The 20652-nt window shown below is 39.2% G+C and carries 18 protein-coding genes; 3 read left to right on the forward strand and 15 right to left on the reverse strand.

Annotated elements, in window-relative coordinates:
• Positions 1 to 101: 101 nt before the first annotated feature.
• Positions 102 to 1520, forward strand: coding sequence for a metalloprotease TldD (gene tldD / locus NMK50_RS05785; RefSeq protein ID WP_254769678.1), 1419 nt, complete (start codon positions 102 to 104; stop codon positions 1518 to 1520).
• Between the two features lie 64 nt (positions 1521 to 1584).
• On the opposite strand, the gene NMK50_RS05790 is transcribed toward tldD, so the two are convergent.
• The 8 genes from NMK50_RS05790 to NMK50_RS05825 all read right to left on the reverse strand — a co-directional run bounded on the left by NMK50_RS05790 (position 1585) and on the right by NMK50_RS05825 (position 10189).
• Positions 1585 to 2838, reverse strand: a complete 1254-nt coding sequence (locus tag NMK50_RS05790) for a class I SAM-dependent RNA methyltransferase (RefSeq protein ID WP_254769679.1) — start codon at positions 2836 to 2838, stop codon at positions 1585 to 1587.
• Complete coding sequence (locus NMK50_RS05795) at positions 2835 to 3581, reverse strand: TlyA family RNA methyltransferase (RefSeq protein ID WP_254769681.1); 747 nt, start codon at positions 3579 to 3581, stop codon at positions 2835 to 2837. Before NMK50_RS05795 ends, NMK50_RS05790 begins: the two co-directional genes overlap by 4 nt.
• 7 nt (positions 3582 to 3588) lie before the next feature.
• Entirely contained in the window at positions 3589 to 5505 is a 1917-nt protein-coding gene (dxs, locus tag NMK50_RS05800) for a 1-deoxy-D-xylulose-5-phosphate synthase (RefSeq protein ID WP_254769682.1), read from the reverse strand.
• A gap of 224 nt (positions 5506 to 5729) precedes the next feature.
• Positions 5730 to 5984, reverse strand: a complete 255-nt coding sequence (locus tag NMK50_RS05805) for an exodeoxyribonuclease VII small subunit (protein WP_254769684.1) — start codon at positions 5982 to 5984, stop codon at positions 5730 to 5732.
• A gap of 7 nt (positions 5985 to 5991) precedes the next feature.
• Positions 5992 to 7098: a 3,4-dihydroxy-2-butanone-4-phosphate synthase gene (gene ribB / locus NMK50_RS05810; RefSeq protein ID WP_254769685.1), complete on the reverse strand. Its 1107-nt coding sequence runs from the start codon at positions 7096 to 7098 to the stop codon at positions 5992 to 5994.
• A 3-nt stretch (positions 7099 to 7101) separates the two neighbouring features.
• Positions 7102 to 8202 carry a chorismate synthase gene (gene aroC / locus NMK50_RS05815; protein WP_254769686.1) on the reverse strand — a complete coding sequence of 367 codons (1101 nt, stop codon included), beginning with the start codon at positions 8200 to 8202 and terminating at the stop codon, positions 7102 to 7104.
• Positions 8203 to 8345: 143 nt separating this feature from the next.
• On the reverse strand, positions 8346 to 9164 hold the full coding sequence (gene fabI, locus NMK50_RS05820) for an enoyl-ACP reductase FabI (RefSeq protein ID WP_254769687.1): 819 nt from the start codon (positions 9162 to 9164) through the stop codon (positions 8346 to 8348).
• Between the two features lie 122 nt (positions 9165 to 9286).
• Positions 9287 to 10189, reverse strand: a complete 903-nt coding sequence (locus tag NMK50_RS05825; RefSeq protein WP_254769688.1) for a DnaJ C-terminal domain-containing protein — start codon at positions 10187 to 10189, stop codon at positions 9287 to 9289.
• 317 nt (positions 10190 to 10506) lie between these two features.
• Between NMK50_RS05825 and pdxH the strand changes: the two genes are divergently transcribed.
• Positions 10507 to 11130, forward strand: coding sequence for a pyridoxamine 5'-phosphate oxidase (gene pdxH, locus NMK50_RS05830; protein ID WP_254769689.1), 624 nt, complete (start codon positions 10507 to 10509; stop codon positions 11128 to 11130).
• A 534-nt stretch (positions 11131 to 11664) separates the two neighbouring features.
• Here the strand turns inward: pdxH and ubiA are convergent.
• Positions 11665 to 12669 (reverse strand): 4-hydroxybenzoate octaprenyltransferase, encoded by a 1005-nt coding sequence (gene ubiA / locus NMK50_RS05835; RefSeq protein WP_254769690.1) that lies wholly within the window; start codon positions 12667 to 12669, stop codon positions 11665 to 11667.
• A 91-nt stretch (positions 12670 to 12760) separates the two neighbouring features.
• On the opposite strand from ubiA, the gene purD reads away from it, so the two are divergent.
• On the forward strand, positions 12761 to 14044 hold the full coding sequence (gene purD / locus NMK50_RS05840; RefSeq protein WP_254769691.1) for a phosphoribosylamine--glycine ligase: 1284 nt from the start codon (positions 12761 to 12763) through the stop codon (positions 14042 to 14044).
• A gap of 526 nt (positions 14045 to 14570) precedes the next feature.
• On the opposite strand, the gene NMK50_RS05845 is transcribed toward purD, so the two are convergent.
• The 6 genes from NMK50_RS05845 to NMK50_RS05870 all read right to left on the reverse strand — a co-directional run bounded on the left by NMK50_RS05845 (position 14571) and on the right by NMK50_RS05870 (position 20577).
• A complete protein-coding gene (locus NMK50_RS05845) occupies positions 14571 to 15104 on the reverse strand; it encodes a DUF6101 family protein (protein ID WP_254769692.1) in 534 nt (177 codons plus the stop codon).
• Positions 15105 to 15253: 149 nt separating this feature from the next.
• Positions 15254 to 16663, reverse strand: coding sequence for an FAD-binding oxidoreductase (locus NMK50_RS05850; RefSeq protein WP_254769693.1), 1410 nt, complete (start codon positions 16661 to 16663; stop codon positions 15254 to 15256).
• 2 nt (positions 16664 to 16665) lie between these two features.
• Positions 16666 to 17628 (reverse strand): L-threonylcarbamoyladenylate synthase, encoded by a 963-nt coding sequence (locus tag NMK50_RS05855; RefSeq protein WP_254769694.1) that lies wholly within the window; start codon positions 17626 to 17628, stop codon positions 16666 to 16668.
• The gene (rnhB, locus tag NMK50_RS05860; protein WP_254769695.1) at positions 17625 to 18266 is read right to left on the reverse strand and encodes a ribonuclease HII; all 642 of its coding nucleotides are present in this window, start codon (positions 18264 to 18266) and stop codon (positions 17625 to 17627) included. The genes NMK50_RS05855 and rnhB overlap by 4 nt, the downstream gene beginning before the upstream one ends.
• Positions 18267 to 18569: 303 nt before the next feature.
• Positions 18570 to 19478, reverse strand: coding sequence for a 4-(cytidine 5'-diphospho)-2-C-methyl-D-erythritol kinase (locus tag NMK50_RS05865; protein ID WP_254769696.1), 909 nt, complete (start codon positions 19476 to 19478; stop codon positions 18570 to 18572).
• A gap of 250 nt (positions 19479 to 19728) precedes the next feature.
• The gene (locus NMK50_RS05870) at positions 19729 to 20577 is read right to left on the reverse strand and encodes a S49 family peptidase (RefSeq protein WP_254769697.1); all 849 of its coding nucleotides are present in this window, start codon (positions 20575 to 20577) and stop codon (positions 19729 to 19731) included.
• Positions 20578 to 20652: the final 75 nt, after the last annotated feature.

Below are 20652 nucleotides of genomic sequence, written 5' to 3' on the forward strand. Positions count from 1 at the left end.
AATCGGAACCTCGTAATTGAAACCTCGTAGCGGACTTTATAGATTCTAAGAAAAGGCCAAACAGAAATCTTCCAAGTATTCGTGAAAATAGGATAATCACTATGAAATCGCTGATTGACAATTTTGATATCTCTGCCTCTAAAGTGCAAACACTCGTACAAGAAACGCTTCATCATGCTGATGATGGTGAACTTTACCTTGAATATACAGAAAGTGAAAGTCTTTTGTTTGATAATGGGCAGCTTAAAAATGGTTCATTTCATCAGGATATGGGATTTGGTCTGCGTGTTGTTGCTGGGGAAGCTACTGGATATGCACACTCTAGTGAATTATCAGCTGTTGCGCTCAAGCGTGCCAGTGAAGCAGCAAAAGCCGTTATCTATCATAACCAGGCAGGACCTTATAGTGCTGCGCCTCAACAAACAAATAAAAAACTTTATCAACCACATAATCCTCTTGATACGCCATCATTTGAAGAAAAAAGCGTGCTTTTACAGAAAATTGATACCTATTTACGTGCAAAAAATGATAAATTGCATCAAGTCACAGTTTCTCTTTCTGGATCACTCCAGCATGTTGAAATTTTACGCGCAGATGGTCATCTGATTCGTGATACACGTCCTCTTGTCCGGCTTTCTATATCTGTGGTTGCTGCTGAAGGTAATCGGCGTGAAAATGGCTTCTATGGATGTGGTGGACGACAAGCATTTAGCCAATTCATTCATGAAAAAAACTGGAAAAAAGCCGCTGATGAAGCTTTGCGTATGGCTCTTATAAATTTAGAAGCAGACGCAGCACCAGCAGGAACATTTGATGTTGTCTTAGCCAATGGATGGCCAGGTGTTATGCTTCATGAAGCTATAGGCCATGGTTTGGAAGGTGACTTTAACCGTAAAAAAACCTCTGCTTTTGCCGGACTTTTGGGTCAACAAGTTGCTGCGAAAGGTATTACAGTTGTTGATGATGGTACAATTCCCCAATGCCGTGGTTCACTTACTGTCGATGATGAAGGAACCCCATCAGGATATAACGTACTTATTGAAGATGGAAAACTTATTGGTTTTATGCAAGATAGGCTAAACGCCAGACTTATGGGGGTTCATCCAACTGGAAATGGACGGCGTGAATCCTATGCACATGCACCAATGCCGCGGATGACCAATACGATCATGCTAGGAGGTGATAAAACACCTGAAGAAATTCTATCCTCATTAAAAAACGGTATTTACGCTGTTTCATTTGGTGGAGGACAAGTTGATATCACTTCTGGAAAGTTCGTCTTTGAATGCACAGAAGCGTACAGAGTAGAAAATGGTAAAATTGTAGCACCTATTAAAGGAGCAACCCTTATCGGAAATGGACCAGATGCCATGAAACGTATCACAATGATTGGCAATGATAGCAAGCTTGATAATGGTATTGGTATGTGCGGAAAAGCTGGGCAAAATGTTCCTGTTGGTGTTGGACAGCCTCATCTGCGTATTAACAATATGACAATTGGTGGAACAGCACTTTCATAAAATATGCCAAATCAGCTTAATTGAAAAAATCTCGAAAAAATAGAGAAGAGCTTTTCGATTTCGTTTAAAGTTTCCAATTTGCTTTTGCTTTACGTTTACTCAAAACAGCAATAATTTCAACATGTGGTGACCATAAAAATTGATCAATCGGTACAATTCGTTCAACTGTATAACCACCTGCAATAAGGAGAGATAAATCGCGAGCAAATGTGATAGGATTGCATGAAATAGCCACTACGCGAGGGACTGTTGCCCTCGCCAATTCACGTACTTGTTGCTCGGCACCAGCACGTGGAGGATCGAAAACAACATAGTCAAAACACTCAAGTTCCCTCACTGAAAGTGGACAGCGGAAAAGATCGCGCTTTTCACAAGTTACGGGTTTTAAACCAATTGCAAAACGTACTGCCCGCTCTAAATTCGCTAATGCTTGCTCATCATTTTCTACCGCATGAACATTTGTCTTTTTGGCCATGCGGAATGTAAATGTTCCTATCCCAGAAAACAAATCAAGAGCATTCTTAGCTTTTTTTACATCAGGCAAAATAATATTGCCCATTATATTTTCTGCTTCAAAAGTTGCTTGAAGAAATCCACCAGGAGGGAACTCAACACAAATATCATCAAAGCAAATTAATGGTTTTTCTCGTTCAACCAACACTTCACCTTCAACAGATAACCGTGTAATCCCGCATGAAAGAGCTACATATACCATTTTCTGACGAAGAGACTCTTGGCGCATAAAAAAACCGTTTAAAGCAACATCTAAACCATTTTCAACGTGTGTTATCGTGATCTGAAACCGCTTTACATGGTGACTTAAAAGAGCACAAAGTCTTCTAATATCATCTAGTTTAGACATAATCTCTGGACGGCTTACGGGACATTCCTCAATAGCCACAATCTCATGAGAGAGATGACGATTAAAACCGACTCTGTAACCTTGTGGCGTCATAGATGCTGTGAGAGTCATGCGCCGGCGACTATAAGGCTGACATTCTATTAAAGGTGAAACAACAACATCAAGCCCATATTTTTGAATTGCGTCAACAACCAATTGTCGTTTCCATACACGATAAACATCAGACTGCCAATGCTGAAGCGCACATCCACCACATTCTCCAAAATGCTGGCAAAGAGCATCAATGCGCTCTGGCGATTTTTCCTTTAATGTTAAAAGTTTAGCATATTTTCCATGAACTTCGATCTCAACACGCTCTCTTGGTAAAGTAAAAGGAACATAAAGCACGCCATGTAATGATTTTATCACACCGTTACCATTCGCCCCAATATGGTCGATTATGGCATTATCATTCATGCATGTTTTTCTCCAAATAACAAATATTCTAAATTACCATCACTCCCTGTAATGGGTGAGAGAAGCAAACCTTTTGCATTCCATCCTCTTTGCTTGTTTAACCAATCAAAGAGCTCTTCAGCAATTTTTTTAGCCATTGATGAATCTTTCAATACCCCACCCTTACTAAGATTGTTACGACCAACCTCAAACTGAGGTTTTACCAATAAAACGGCTTGAGCCCCCTTCTTGGCTAAAGACAAAACAGGGGGTAATGCCAATTTAAGAGAAATAAAGCTAACATCTGAAACGATCAGATCAATTTCCAATCCGCCTAAATGTTCTCGTTGCAAATCTCTCACATTTAAACCTTCTAATAAAGTTATCGCATGATTGCCCAATAAACGGGCATCCAATTGATGATGACCAACATCAATAGCAATGACATGAGCCACCCCACGTTCTAAAAGAACTTGTGTAAAACCACCTGTCGATGCACCAATATCAATGGCAATCACCTTATTTGTTACAATCGGAAATGCATCGAGTGCACTCGTCAATTTTAATGCAGCACGTGAAACATAATTCTGTGCTGGATCACAAACGATAATCTCTGCGTTATCAGAAACGATTTGCCCAACCTTTAAAACGACTTTACCATTCACTTTAACAGTTTTGCGCACAATAGCATCCCGTGCTCGTGAGCGCGTCGTAAAAAATTTTTTTTCAACTAAAAGAACATCAAGCCTTTTCTTAACATTCATTTCATACTCAAAATTTCTGCACTGTCTGAATTTTGCGTCCTAAAGCATTAAAAACCGTATTAACAATACCAACAGTATCAAGCCCTATACGCGACAGAACTTTCTCTGGTGAACCATGGTTTAAATATTCATCAGGAAATTTTAATGTGCGTACTTTCAAACCATGTTCTAACAACCCCTCTTGGGCTAAAAACTGTAATAAGTGTGCTCCAAATCCACCTATTGCACCTTCTTCAATTGTTATTAATACTTCATGCTCACGCGCCAAACGACGCATCAAATCCTTATCTAAAGGCTTTGCAAACCGTGCATCTGCAACCGTCGTAGATAACCCCTCTGCAACCAACGCATCAGCAGCAACCAACACTTCTGACATTCGCGTTCCAAAACAAACCAAAGCTATTCTGCTTCCTTCACGCAAAATACGTCCTTTTCCAATTTCTAGTAATTCACCGCGCCGTGGTAAATCTATTCCAATCCCCTCACCGCGCGGATAACGAAAAGAAATGGGCCCCTGATCATAAGCTGCGGCGGTACGAACCATATGCATCAGTTCGACTTCATCAGAAGGTGCCATAACCACAAATTCAGGAAGCGTAGCCAAAAAAACAATATCAAAACTGCCAGCATGCGTTGCACCATCTGCTCCCACGAAACCGGCTCGATCAATCGCAAAGCGCACGGGTAACTTTTGAATGGATACATCATGGATAATCTGATCATAGGCGCGCTGTAAAAAAGTAGAATAAATAGCAACAAAAGGCTTATATCCCTCACAAGCAATGCCAGCAGCAAAGGTTACCGCATGCTGCTCAGCAATACCAACATCAAACATTCTTTCAGGAAAATTTTCAGCAAAAGCATCGAGACCTGTCCCCGTTGGCATAGCCGCTGTTATACTAACAATCTTATCATCATGATGAGCTTCTTCTATTAAAGCATTAGAAAAGACCTTCGTATAAGGAAGAATATTGCTTGGTGCTTTAACCTGTTTTCCTGTTGTAATATCAAAACGATTCACACCATGATATTTATCCGATGACGCTTCCGCAGGTGCATACCCTTTGCCCTTATGTGTGACGACATGTACTAAAACAGGACCATTGGGATATTCACAAACATTTTTTAAAACAGGCAATAAATACTTTAAATTGTGGCCATCTATTGGTCCGACATAGTAGAAACCAAGCTCTTCAAACAAAGTTCCCCCAACCAAAAAACCACGAGCAAATTCTTCTGAGAGACGTGCTTTATCTAAAAAGAATTTGGGTAATTTTTCCCCTAGCACTTTTATCCGTTCACGCAAACTACGATAAGCAGGACGGGAAACCAATCGTGCAAGATGCGCGCTCATAGCACCTGTCGGTGGTGCAATAGACATATCGTTATCATTTAGAATAACAATCAAACGTGCATCTAAAGCACCAGCATTATTCATTGCTTCATAAGCCATACCAGCAGACATAGCACCATCACCAATTACAGCTATGATATTGCGCCTTTCCTCTGCTTTTAAAGCACTCGCTACTGCCATACCAAGACCAGCAGAAATGGAAGTAGAAGAATGACCGGCACCAAATGGATCATACACACTTTCTGAGCGTTTGGTAAAACCTGATAATCCTCCCTCCTGACGCAATGTACGAATTCTATCTCTACGACCCGTTAAAATTTTATGCGGATAGGCTTGGTGGCCAACATCCCAAATAATTCTATCCTCTGGAGTATTAAAAACATAATGCAACGCAACGGTGAGCTCAACAACACCAAGACCTGCACCAAGATGCCCCCCTGTTACAGAAACCGCATCAATTGTTTCTGTGCGCAACTCATCAGCTAACCTTACCAAATCAGATTCTGGCAGTGCCCGCAAATCATGTGGTAGATGAATACGATCAAGTAATGGTGTCAATGCCCGTGACAAAAAAAACTCCTTATTATCACATCATCAAGAAAGAAAAATGTTAAAAACAGATCTTATCCCCTCTTTCATTTATCGTTTTGATATTTTTACTGAAAAATATTCTCTCCTGGTGACAATTTATGATTTTATCCATTTACTCCACTTATTTCATAAAAAACGATAAAACACGCTAAGCTTAATTACGACATCTCACCTTACAGTAAATATCCCAAGACTTTTCCAGATTATTCAGAATCAAGGGGTTGCACACCTTTTGGAGAACCTTCCTCTGAAAGCTGAATTTTTTCAACTTTAGCTTCAGCTGCTTTCAAGAGTTTTTCACAATGTTTTTTAAGCGCTTCACCACGCTCATAAATATCAATTGATTGTTCTAAAGGGATATTCCCACGTTCTAGATTTTCAACAATAACTTCAAGTTGCTTCAGCGCTTCCTCAAAACTTAAAGCTGTAATATCCTCTTTGTTTACCTCTTGTTTCATACATTCCTCACAAGATATCTGTTCTAGATATACGAATTCCAAAACCTTCTAAACCTATATAATGGCGCTCTTTAGAAGCATAAACAATAACAGAACGAATCCCCAAATGTTTTAAAATTTGTGATCCTAAACCAATTTGTCGCCATTCTTCTTCGCGTTTAATTGCCTGCATGTGATTTTCTGCACCTTTTTTCACTCTCGCTTCAATACCCGCAGCTGACGGTATCCCAACAGATTCTTCACGCAAATAAACAAAAACACCACACTTTTCTTTTTCCATCATGCGTCGCATGATAGCTGGTATATCTGAAGATTGACAAAAAATATCGTTTATAACATTTTCACGATGCAAACACACGGGAATATCTTCACCCTCACAGATATCACCATAAACGAGTGCAATATGTTGAACTGTTTCCCAAGGAAGTTGGTAACTTTGAACAACAGCTGGACCTCCTGATATTTCGATATGCCTTTCTCCAACATGCCTAATCAACATTTCCTTACGTTGACGATACGCAATGAGATCTGCAACAGTTATTATATGCAATCGATTTTCTTGTGCAAATTTTGTAATCTCATCTCCGTGTTTAACGCTTCCATCATCATTGACCAGCTCACCAATGACACCAACAGGTGGTAAACCAACTAATTTACATAAATCAACGGCTGCCTCCGTGTGTCCTGAACGCATCAGCACACCTCCCTCATGCGCGATCAGGGGAAAAACATGGCCTGGACGGACGAAATCATCTGGACCAGCATTTGAATTAGCAAGGTTACGCACCGCTAATGTACGGTCATGCGCTGAAATTCCCGTCGTTATTCCATGTTTAAAATCAACAGTAACAGTAAACTGAGTACGATGTGCAGAATCATTATCTGAAACCATAGGGACAAGATTAAACCGCTGCGCTTCTTGTTTTGGCAGAGGAGCACAAATAATACCTGTTGTATGACGAATGATAAATGCCATTTTTTCTTCTGTGCAATGGGCTGCAGCAAGTGTTAAATCACCTTCATTTTCACGGTCACTATCATCGGTAACCACAACAATTTCACCGCGTTCAAAAGCACGAAGTGCATCTCCAATTTTTTTTTCGTCATACGCCATTCTTCACCTTTCAAATGATCCAACTTGACCGCGATGCCTTAAATAATGGTCAGCAAGAACACAAGCAACCATAGCTTCACCAACAGGAACAGCGCGAATCCCAACACAGGGATCATGACGTCCTTTCGTTACAACATTTACCTCATTACCACGAACATCAATAGAACGACGGGGTGTTAAAATCGATGACGTAGGTTTTACAGCAAAACGTGCAACTATCGGCTGTCCACTCGATATTCCACCTAAAATACCGCCAGCGTGATTAGATAAAAAAAGTGGTTTTCCGTCACTTCCCATCCGCATTTCATCTGCATTTTCTTCCCCCGTTAAATGAGCTGCTGCAAAACCATCACCTATTTCTACCCCCTTTACCGCATTAATCGACATGAGTAATGAAGCAATGTCCTGATCAAGTTTTGCATAAATAGGCGCTCCTAAACCGGCAGGAACATTTTCTGCAACAATCTCAATAACAGCACCAATAGATGAACCATTTTTACGTATTTTATCTATATAATCACTAAAAACCTGTACCATCTCTGCATCAGGCGTAAAAAAAGGATTGTTATCAACCTCTAACCAATTCCAACGATCACGATTAATTGTATGGGGACCAATTGCTATCACTGCTCCTCGTATAATCAAACGAGGAATAATTTTACGAGCAATAGCACCCGCTGCAACACGTGCTGCCGTTTCACGCGCTGAAGCACGTCCGCCGCCGCGAAAATCACGAATACCATATTTAACATCATAAGTATAATCCGCATGACCAGGACGATATTGATGCGCAATCGCGCCATAATCCTTAGATCGATGATCCATATTGTGAATCAACAGAGAAATTGGTGTCCCCGTTGTTACCAATGTTGTGCCATCATCCTGAATAACAATCCCTGAAAGAACCTCTATTTGATCTAATTCTCTCCGCTGAGTTGTATATTTGGATTGTCCTGGCCTGCGTTTATCAAGATAGGATTGAATTTCTCCAACAGTAAAAGTAACCCCTGGGGGACATCCATCAATGACACAACCAAGAGCAGCACCATGGCTTTCACCCCATGTCGTGACACGAAATAAATGACCAAACGTATTATGTGACATGAAAGATGACCCGTTTCTTCATCAAATATATGTAACTAAAGCCCATGCAGAGTTGTGCAAAAACAACGTCTCTTCAAAAATACCATTGGCCATTTAAACCCAGTCAAATCGTTGCTGTCAAATGAAGCCTTGTAAACCGAATCCTATTCTTTAACGACAGAAATGTCTGGTGCATCAACAGCTTTCATACCTATGATATTATAACCTGAATCCACATGATGCACTTCACCCGTAACAGAACGAGACAAATCGGAAAGAAAATAAAGAGCAGAATCACCCACTTCTTCAATTGTCACCGTACGGCGTAAAGGAGCATTATATTCGTTCCACTTTAAAATATAACGGAAATCACCAATGCCTGAAGCCGCTAATGTTTTGATCGGCCCAGCGGATATAGTATTAACGCGAATATGCTTAGGGCCTAAATCCACTGCTAGATATTTCACGCTCGTCTCAAGCGCTGCTTTTGCAACCCCCATCACGTTATAATTGGGAACAACCTTTTCTGCACCATAATAACTCAATGTTAAAATCGAACCACCATCTAACATCAACTTCTCGGCACGTTTAGCGAGAGCCGTTAAAGAATAAACGGAAATATTCATGGTCATCATAAAGTTTGATTCGCTAACATCAATATAACGACCGCTTAATTCATCTTTATCAGAAAAACCAATAGCGTGGACTAAAAAATCGAGTTTACCCCATTTCTTCTCTATGACTTCAAAGATCGCATCAATAGACGCACTATCAGAAACATCACAATGACCGCAAACAAACCCTTTTACTTCCTCAGCCAAAGGCTCTACACGCTTTTTCATAGCTTCACCCTGATAGGTAAAAGCAAGCTCTGCGCCTGCGCTGCTCGCCGCTTTAGCTATTCCCCAAGCGATAGAACGATTATTGGCCAATCCCAAAATTAAACCACGCTTGCCGTACAACAAACCATTACCTTTAGCCATTAGCACTGCCCCATTGTTACTTAAAATTAAATATTCTTTACCTGCCTATGACATAGGTTAACTTTTTCTTCAAGCAATTGGTTTAAAATCAAACGAAAACTATACTTTTATAGATTCAAAAATTAATCTTTTTGCATTTGCAAAAATTGCTCTAACGCCACATCTCTACCTTCCGGTAGCATGATGCGAATATGTACATAAAGATCGTCTCTTGTGCCATTTTTTAAATGAAGCCCTTTTCCTTTCAATCGTAAAACACGATCAGAACTTGACCAAACGGGAATCGTTAAAACCACACGGCCTTCCAAAGTCTCAACTTCTTGTTTTGCTCCCAAAACAGCATGTTTAAGGGGAACAGGTAAATCAAGATGAAGCGCCCTTCCTTCAACCCGAAAACGAGGATGCTTCTGTATCTGGACAGTTATCAAAGCATCCCCTGCTTGCCCAAAAGAAACCTCTTCTCCTTGACCTTTTAATCGAATAGTTTGACCATCTTCAACATAATCTGGAAGTTTAATTTTTAATTTTTTTCCATTAGGAAAAACAGCTTCTACCTTTTCTGCCCCTACCATCTGCTCTAATGTTATTGTAAGATTGGCACGAATATGAGCTCCTTGCTGAGGATGCGTATATTGTGCAGAATTTGAAAAGTTCTCTCCTCTACCAAATAAATCGCGGAAAATATTACTCGCATCAAAACCTGCTCCACCGGAAGAACCAAAATCAAAACCTCTTGCTCCTCCTGAAAAAGGATTGTGACTCTTGCTAAAATTTTCACCAGCACCAAAGGCTTGATAAAGGGGTTTTCCTTCCATATCAATTTCACCGCGGTCAAATTGTGCTTTTTTGTCTTTATCACCTATAATTTCATAAGCTTGATTAATCTCAGCAAACTTCTCTTTGGCTTTTACATCATCCTTATTGTGATCTGGATGATACTTCTTTGCTAACTTTCTAAAGGCTGATTTAATCTCTTGCGGTTTTGCGGTACGTGCCACACCCAAAATCGCGTACGGATCACGCATATTGTCCTCTTTTCAATTTTTCTGTTTTTAAAATATCAACGGATATGTTGTTTAACATCCCTTACAATTTCATCAAACTCCTCTTAAGAATGACTTTTCCTCTCTTTATATGTCTATAAAGAACCCAAAATACCAGATAAAAGAGATATTTTATTTTAATATAGCTCATTCTTCATGCTAAAAATAAAAATGGTTAAATACTCTAACAGTACGTGACGGTATTGGCTTTTTAAAAATAAAAAAACAGCACTTTACTTCTTAATAAAAAAATAAACTACAAAGATTCTCACTCATATTCGTTGATATTCGGAGTTACTATGAACAATAAAGGACAAACAGATGATAGTTTCATGCACATGCAAAAACCTTTTGCACTTTTTGCAAAGTGGCTTGAAGAAGCAACCGTAACCGAAGTCAATGATCCTAATGCTATGGCCTTAGCAACAGTTGATGAAACGGGTTTGCCTAATGTTCGTATGGTTCTTCTCAAAGATTACAGTCCTCAAGGCTTTGTCTTCTATACCAACTATGAAAGCCAAAAAGGACAAGAAATTTTAAAATCTATGAAAGCATCCTTAGGTTTTCATTGGAAATCATTGCGCCGTCAAGTTAGAATTCGAGGAATTGTTGAAAAAGTCAGTGCTCAAGAAGCAGATGCATATTTCCAATCGCGACCGCGTGGTAGTAGAATTGGTGCATGGGCGTCTCAACAATCCAGTCCATTAGAAAGCCGTTTTGTCCTCGAAAAAGCAATTGCTCAATATACTACACGCTATGCTATAGGGAAGATTCCTCGCCCACCTTATTGGTCTGGATTTCGTGTTAAACCACTTTCCATCGAATTCTGGTGTGATCGCCCATTTCGTTTACATGATCGCTTGCTCTTTACACGGGATTCTGTTGAAAATGACGATTGGCAAAGGCTAAAACTTTATCCCTAATTCTTCAAAATTTAAAATATGAAGAATTTGCATTCATAATGAATAAACACACTTTGCGAAATAACGAGGAAATGATCAAGTTTAGTTTAAAATAAAAAACTAACCTTCTTCACTATGAAACTTTATTGATAACAATCCTTTGCCTCGGCATTATTTAAAAACAAATTATAGTTACGCGTCCTTTGGAAGAAAACATATTGATTTATAAAGATAAATCATGCTTTTGCAACTTGTATCATAACCCCAAATATTGTAAGATTTTCTCATCTCAAATCATTTCATTTTGAATCAATTAAAATCACTTGCTTGCATGTCATAAACGGAGCTGGCAAATATAATGATGAGGCCGGTTTGCACCTTCGTAAGCGTAATACAAAGCTTCTCAGTAGTTCTTTAATAAAGTGATCATTGATGTAAAAAAGAGCACAAAAAAGGTGAGCTGATCTTGCATATTTCAATCTTGACAACACAAATAGAAATGCAGAACTGGAATTCAAGCAAGAGTCATTGATGAGGGTATCCTTACTCCCATTGTTAAACGACAGGATAAACTATTGTCCATATACCACTGCATACTAAACCAGCAAAAATCACAAACCCAATAAATGAATTGGACTTGAAAAGCTTTAAGCATTGTGAATTGTTATCGATATCAAGGATCTTAATTTGAACGAACATATGGATACTTGCAACAAAAACACCCAAAAAACTAAGAACAGGAACCTGTGCTAAATAAAATGCTAAGCTAATGAAAACCACAAAACCACTATACAAAAGGACCAAAGCACGCTTAGTTGCTTTACCAAAAAGAAGTGCCGTAGAACCTACACCAACAGTAGCATCATCCTCTTTATCTTGATGCGCGTAAATTGTATCATACCCTATCGTCCATAAGATAGATCCTACATAAAGTGAAACTGGTGCCCAATTCAAGCTTCCATAAACAACCGCCCACCCCATTAATGCACCCCAATTAAATGCAATACCTAAAAAAAATTGCGGCCAATATGTTACGCGTTTCATAAAAGGATACACCGCAACTGCTATCAATGATGAAATACCGAGAAAAAAACTGTATCTATTAAATTGTGATAAGACACCCAAACCAACCAAACATTGCACCAATATAAAAATTTTTGCCTGAAAACGACTTACATGGCCTGTGGGTAATGGACGAGAACGCGTTCTCTCTACTTGAGAATCAATTTTATGATCGATAAGATCATTCCAAGTACACCCTGCCCCTCTCATCGCTATAGATCCTAGGAAAAAAAGAAAAAGATACCACAACCAATGAAAGAGCATTGATAAAAGAGGCAGTTGGTGCCTTTCATAAGAGAGAAAAGCCATTGTTGTTGACCAAAAACAAGGCCACATCAATAATTGCCATCCAATAGGTCGATCCCAACGTGCCAATTGCGCATAAAACCACAAAGAAGATGGTAAAAAATGGTAAACCCATTGTTTGGAAGATGCATCCATCACCCGCCCCTGACTCTCATAAGATTGAATATGTGCAATATTTTTACTTTTTTTCATCAAATAACTCTATCTTTCGTCTTGCGATATAGATATTTCATTCTTATGACAAGAAAACCTCTTTAATCATCTTCTATGATAGGAACAAGCAATGAACATCCTTCTTATCGGCTCTGGTGGACGAGAACACGCTTTAGCATGGAAATTAGCAGCATCACCACTGCTAACGAAATTATATTGTGCTCCTGGAAATCCTGCAACAATGAAACTGGGTGAAAATATTGATTTGAACATTGATGATCATCTTCTCGTCATTGATTTTTGTAAAATGCATTCTATTGACTTTGTGATTGTTGGACCAGAAGTTCCTCTCGTTGCTGGTATAACAGACTCTCTTAATAATGCTAATATATGTGTCTTTGGGCCTACTCAAAAAGCTGCTCAACTAGAGGGCTCAAAAGCTTTTACAAAGGATCTATGCCATCAAAATAACATTCCTACAGCATCATACCAATGTTTTAATGATGCTGTAAAAGCCAAAGCCTATATCCGTCAACAAGGCGTCCCCATTGTTATTAAAGCCGATAACTTAGCTGCTGGTAAAGGTGTTGTTGTTGCAACAACTATGGAAGAAGCGTTTAACGCTGTTGATCGCTGCTTCAAAAGTGCTTTTGGTAATGTAGAAAAAAAAATTGTTATAGAATCTTTTCTTGAAGGTGAAGAAGCAAGCTTCTTTTGTCTTTGTGATGGTAAAATTGCTCTTCCCTTTGGATCTGCACAAGATCATAAACGCGTGGGAGATGGTGATACTGGCCCAAATACCGGTGGAATGGGAGCCTATTCACCAGCGCCCATTATGACTCAAGAAATGGTGGACCGTACCCTCAAAGAAATTGTCGAACCAACTCTCCATAGTATGAACGCTATGGGAGCACCCTTTAAAGGTATTCTCTTTGTCGGATTAATGATAACGCAAAAAGGACCTCAATTAATTGAATTTAACGTACGATTTGGTGATCCTGAATGTCAAGTTTTAATGATACGCCTTGAAGAGGATCTTCTTCCGCTTCTTCTTGCCGCAGCGCAAGGAAAGCTTGAAAAGAAGCCTCTTCAATGGTCTGAAAAAGCTGCTTTAACTGTTGTCATGGCTGCTAAAGGTTATCCAGATTCCCCTCAAAAAGGCACTGTTATCCGCAACCTTGATAAGGTAAACGCTCTGCCTGATGTAAAAGTTTTTCAAGCTGGCACTCTATTGTACAATGGAGAACTCATTGCGAATGCGGGACGCGTTTTAAACATAACGGCAACAGGAGAAACCGTTACACAAGCCCAAAAACGTGCTTATGAAGCTGTTGATTCTATTGATTGGCCAGAAGGTTTTGTTCGTCGCGATATTGGATGGCGAGCCATTGCGCGAGAAAGCGAAATCCTTTGAGAAGTCTTTTTTGTCATTTGACACGATAATACAATACATAAATTTGCTCATTGTTTTATGTTTCTTGTTATCTTGGATAACAAGAGCGGATTTTCTTTTGAAAATACAATTTATCAAATGAGCTCTTCACGCCTAGCAGGTAAAACAAGATTGAACAGACCTTGTAGTGGGAATATAGCGTTTGTGATATATCCCTTTATAAATAATTTTTTCTTACTCAGGATTTAAAATAAGCATCCTGTTCTATTATTCCTTTTGCGTAAAAAAACACAAATTTTTTCTCTCATAGAGGTCAATGCTTTGATGATGTAGCAAAATCAAAATTTACATTTGTTAAAAGTATTCCCATTATTATTGGAGCCAATAACTTAACTGCCTTGGGAAAAAGATATTGTTGTGAAAATCACAAAGAAAGAAATATCCAACGCAGGTGCTTACTGCAAACTTATCTTGTCAAACAAAGTCCTCACTAAGGCCAATAGAATACAATAATGGATATAGCAGATAATAAAAAAATGAATGCGTATCAATATGGCTGTAGGACAACCCGATTACCGATTACCAACCGTAAACCAAATGGGCTTTTGTAACGGAGTAAAAAGCGCTTTTGTTTAGAATGCAATGACGTACAAAGAAAACGGCGTAAATCAAAACGATCTTTGACAACCATAATGTGATTGCCTTCATTAATCATAAGCATCGGAAGATCATAAGTATCTGCCCATAACCGCCAATCTAAAAGAACATTATTTAAATCTCTAGAAACTAAAAGTGGTATGCAAATTTTCTTATCTGTATGAAGCAGCTCTAATGCAACAGCTCTCTCACCTGAATGCGTTTTTACAGTGCGTGCTGCAATGCCTTTGAAATGATAAGATGGTACTAAATGTGATAAGCTTGCAGGAGTATCGGTTTTAAAAAAAACACCGCGTTCACTTAATGAACAAATGATTTTATGACCCGTTTTTGATGAAAAATAGGTTGTTGTTTGTGGCAAATGGCACGGATCTAACCGAAATTCAAGCACCGCTTTTGCCTGATTAAAGCATTGATTAGCCATATATAGTGTCCCAATTTATCTTAACAATATACACTCTTTACCAGCTTTTTCTCATTGGATTATTAAAAGATTGAATAAAAAACAACAGGTTTCTTTTTTGGTTATTAAAATCTAAACAAAAAACATGATAAAATTCAACTCTCTTTAAATTACAATATTTTTCCGGGATTCATAATTCCTAAAGGATCAAGCATTTTTTTAATCCCCTGCATAACATCTATTGCAACAGGTGATTTGAAAGAACGCAGTTCCTCACGCTTCAGTTGACCAATTCCATGTTCAGCAGAAAAAGCGCCCCGATAACGCATCACTAAGTTATGAATATGATGATTCATTTTTGACCATAATTTTAAAAACACGGTAGGATCAGCTCCCTCAGGTTGGATTACATTATAATGCAAATTTCCATCACCCATGTGGCCAAAACAAACCACCCGCGCACCTGGCGAAATCTCTTCAACAATATGTGCTGCCTCAGTGATAAAATCAGAAATAGAAGCAAGAGGCACCGCAATATCATGCTTAATAGATCCTCCTGCTAACTTCTGTGCAGATGATATACTTTCACGCAATTGCCAAAAAAAATCTTGCTGCTTTAATGATTGTGCAACCACCGCATCCTCTATTACAGCATCCTTTAAAGATTCTTCTAAAATAACACTGAGCACTGATAATGCCTCCCCATCACTCTGCAATGATGAAATATTGATTAACACATACCATTCATGCTCATGCTCAAGAGGGGACCTCTCACACATCTTATAATCCAAGGCCATTTTTAAACTGAGTTTGCCCATAAGTTCAAAACCCGTCAACATTCCTCCTCCATGACGTTGAGCTAGGGAAAAAAACTTGAGAGCTCTTGCTGGATTATGCAAACCAACCAAAGCAACTGCGTTTCCTTTAGGTCTTGGAAAAAGCTTTAAAACAGCTGCTGTTATAATACCTAAAGTGCCTTCAGCACCAATAAAAAGGTTTTTCAAATCATAACCGCTGTTGTCTTTCTTTACAAAACGCAAATCATCCAAAACACGGCCATCAGGTAAAACAACTTCTAAACCAAGACAAAGCGCACGCATATTTCCATAAGCTAAAACAGCTGTTCCTCCAGCATTAGAGGAAAGATTTCCCCCTATCTGGCAAGAACCTTCTGAAGCTAACGAGAGAGGAAAAAAACAATCTGTTTCATCGAGTTTTTTATGTAAATCTTGTAAAACAACACCCGCCTCCACCACAGCAAAATTACCCTCAAGATTGATACATCTCACCTTGTTTAATCTTTCCATGGATAAAAGAACGCTCTTTCCACTCTCATCTGGTTGTTGACCACCCACAAGACCTGTATTTCCTCCCTGAGGCACAATCGGTGTGCGTGTCTGGCTCGCTAGCCGCATAATGGATGATATTTCTGTGCTAGAAGAAGGACGTAAAAGTAGTGGTGCTTTTCCATGAAAGAGTCCGCGTTCTTCACGCAAATAGGGGGCAATCAACGTCTGATCTGTTATAGCGTGCGCCACACCAACAATGCTTCTAAATCTTTCAATTAATTCCTGCTCCATCTTCATTTCTCCCTTGGAGCCGCAGCACGCATGAGACGATCGTTAATAGCCTCCCCTAATCCATATGATGGAATAGATTCTACAGCAATTGATCTCACTTTCAATGAATCCAATTCCCTTAAATATTGAAATAAATGAGAGGCTGCTTCTTCTAATTGTCCACTCTCGCTAAGATTTAAAATAGAAACTGCATTTTCAAAACCCATCATACGTTTGGGACCAAATGCTAAAAGCGCTTCACCACTTTCTACCTTTTGCACATTCAAACGAATCATAGCATCAGGTGCATAATGCGAATTTAACATCCCTGGAGCCTCAATCGCAGCCCGTTGATCCATACGTTTCAAAGGTTTTTCCAAAATTTTTTCAATTTCTTCAGCGGCAAGCCCCCCTGGACGCAAAAGATAAATACTTTCACCACAAACCTTAATAATTGTTGATTCGAGTCCTATTTTAGAAGGTCCTCCATCAAGTATCAAAGGAACAGTCTCCCCTAAAGATGCCAAAACAGCTTCAACTGAAGTGGGACTAAGACGCCCGAATTCATTCGCACTAGGGGCAGCAAGAGGACGACCAAAATGGTGTACAACTTCTGCAAAACGACTATCTGGGCAACGAATAGCCAATGTCTGCAAACCAGAAGTGGTTAAAGGGTGGATATTATGCTGACTCTTTAAAGGTAGGACGAATGTCAATGGTCCTGGCCAAAATGCCTCCATCAATCGTCGTGAAAGAAAATCAATTTCAACGTAGCGCTCCGCCATGTCTATACTGCTTACATGAGCAATAAGAGGATTAAATTGTGGTCGCTTCTTTGTGGCAAAGATAGAAGAAACTGCTCTTCCATTGGTTGCATCACCGGCCAAACCATAAACAGTTTCTGTCGGCAAAGCAACCAACCTCCCCTGTTCAAGAAAGGCAACGGCATCCTTTATCGAAACACTGTTAAGAGGCAGAATTGTCATGATTTATCATCCCGATAGCGTCCTTTAAGGGGTGCAAAACTATAACGATGTAATCCCATAACAGGCCCATATTTATCAAGAGCTTCACGATGTGTTAGCGTTGCATAGCCTACATGCTTCTCTAAACCATAATCTTTATACACTTGCCCTGCACATTCCATCATCTGATCTCGCGTTACTTTAGCAAGAATAGATGCCGCTGCAATTGAAGCCGAACGTTGATCGCCTTTAACCAAGGCAGTTGCTGGACATGTTAGCTCAGAGGGAACATCACGGCCATCGACCAGCGCATAGTGGACTGGAATTGCTAATCCAGCAATACAACGACGCATCGCTTCTAAAGTTGCTTTTCTAATATTAGATTGATCGATCGTACGGGCACAAAGACTAGCGAGCGAAATCGCTAATGCATTTCGCAAAATGTCATTATACAATTTCTTTCGTTGTAGAGTGGAAAGTTTTTTTGAATCATTCAACCCTTCAGGAATACGGTCTTTATCCAAAATGACTGCTGCTGTTACCACAGGTCCAGCAAGCGGTCCACGTCCTACTTCATCAACACCGGCTATATGGAAAAAACCCTGTTTCTGCAAATCCAATTCATATGAAAAATTTGGCTGAAGTGGTAAATTAAACATCTTTGATAAATTACAAATATAATGAAAAACATATCCGTTTTTGCAGACGTCTTTTTTCCGCAAACTCTATAGTAGAGATTGCTCTCCAAACATCCTCATGAACCCTTGCATAAACAAAAAAATAAAAAAACGCAATCATGAAGCTTTCTGCACAGCTCTTTATTTTCTTTCGTAAAATATTACCCTAGCAAGTCCCTACCTTTAATCTAGAGAATAGAAAAACACTCATTCTCTTGCTTAATTGCTCCATTACACATAATAGAATCGTTACCAAGTAAAATTTTTTACCTGCATCTTTATTTCTCAAATCTTTCCCAAAGTTATGATTGGTTTCACAAACCAACTTGGATGTAACGATTTAATAAAAAGAGCTGCCTTTTGAGCGGCTTGCTGGTCTTTAAAAATACCAAAGCAAGTTGCCCCTGTTCCAGACATACGAGAAAAAAGAGAACCACACTCATTTAATAGAGATAACACTTGCGTTAATTGTGGTGCAATTTTTAATGCAGGAAGAAAAAGATCGTTACGCGTTTCCTGTAAAGCTTCAACTAATGAATAAACCGACTTTAGAGCTGCTGGATCAATCGTTAAGGAAGGATGATCATGCTTTTCCAAAGCCTTAAAAACAGCTTTCGTTGAAATTTGTTGTCCATGATTCACTAATACCATTGCAAGAGAACAAACTTCTGGAAGTGGTATAATATCTTGACCAATTCCCTGCACAAAAAGCGGCTGTTGATATTCTAATGCAAAAAGACACATCGGCACATCTGCACCAAGAACTAAGCTCATTTGTGCTAATTTTTCACAAGAACAATCAAGATTCCATTGTTGATGCAACATGCTTATAACACCGGCCGCATCACCTGAACCACCACCAATGCCTGAAGCAATAGGTAACGTTTTAATCAACCGAAAAAAAGAAGGCTTCGCATTTCTAGGAAATGTATTACGCATAAAATCGCGTGCACGAACAACTAAATTATTCGCATCAGAAACAAGCTTATTTGCAAACGGCCCCTCTAAAAAAAAGCGATCACTTTCACACGGAGCATAACCTAGACAATCACCGCTCAGACTAAAACAGACCAAACTTTCTATTAAATGATAACCATCAGCACGCTGCCCAACAACATGCAAAGTTAAATTCAACTTAATGGGTGTAAATATATAAGAAGACCTCTTAAATGAAGTTTGCGTACCCGACATCATCTGATGTAATATTCACCTGTACAGGAACTCTTTACCAATAGACCCATTTTCATCATGCTTGGTTTAGACTTTTTAGTCCTTTTCTCCCTGTAATGCCTTCTGTAATCCTTTTCTAAACAAACAATAGACACAGGAAACGCTATAAAAAATCAACTAAACGCCTCTCTTCATATCGTTTTAACGCTTTTTCACAACCGTTTCTCGATAAAATCACTCTCTTCCTTGATTCTCTATCGAATTGTACGTCCAGTTACAAACCATAACGTTGCCAAAGCGCACGTTCTTGTACTGCTACAAATGCACTATCAACTGCTGTATAAACTGTGTGCGCAGTTACCCCCGAAGGAACTTTAGGTCCTAAAAGACTCTTTGGAGGCGTAATTAATCGCAACCTAGTATTATAGCCAAACCGCTCTTTAATAACAGAACGTATATCATTCAATCCATCAATCAATCCAAGCTCAACGCTTTTCTTTCCACTCCAAAACATCCCTGTAAAAATATCTGAATTATCTGATAACTTCTCTCCACGTCGCTCTTTAACCAAATCAATAAAAGTTTGGTGAACTTCGAGTTGCAAAGATTTCAAATGCTCAACATCTGCTTTCTTTTCAGGCTGAAATGGATCTAACGTAACCTTGTTCTTCCCTGCTGTGTAAACACGCCGCTCAACACCAATCTTCTTCAAAAGCTCAGGAAAACCAAAGGATTGAGAAACAACCCCTATAGAACCAACAATTGAAGAAGGATCAGCAAAAATCTCATCCCCCGCACAAGCAATCATGTAACCACCGGATGCCGCTACATCTTCAACAAAGACAAGAACCTGCTTCTTTTTTTCCTCTGCTAAATCACGAATACGCTTGAAAATAAAACGTGATTGCACAGGTGACCCGCCAGGAGAGTTGATAAGAAGTGCAATAGCCGGAGCTCTTTTGTACGCAAAAGCCTTGTCTAAAAGACTAGCACATCTGACTAATGAAAGCGAACGTGCCATTGGACTTGTTGAATCCATAATTACCCCATGAAGACGCACTACAGGAATTTCAAGTTCATTAGAATAAAAATGACGTGGAATAAGATTCTTGATACAGCTCATCAAAATAAAACTTTCTTTATAAGTTAGAAGCAACCAAAGAAACAAAGGCAAACAAAAGGAAAACTATAACTGAAC

Source organism: Bartonella harrusi (genome assembly GCF_024297065.1).
In the GTDB taxonomy this organism is placed as follows: Bacteria; Pseudomonadota; Alphaproteobacteria; order Rhizobiales; family Rhizobiaceae; genus Bartonella; species Bartonella harrusi.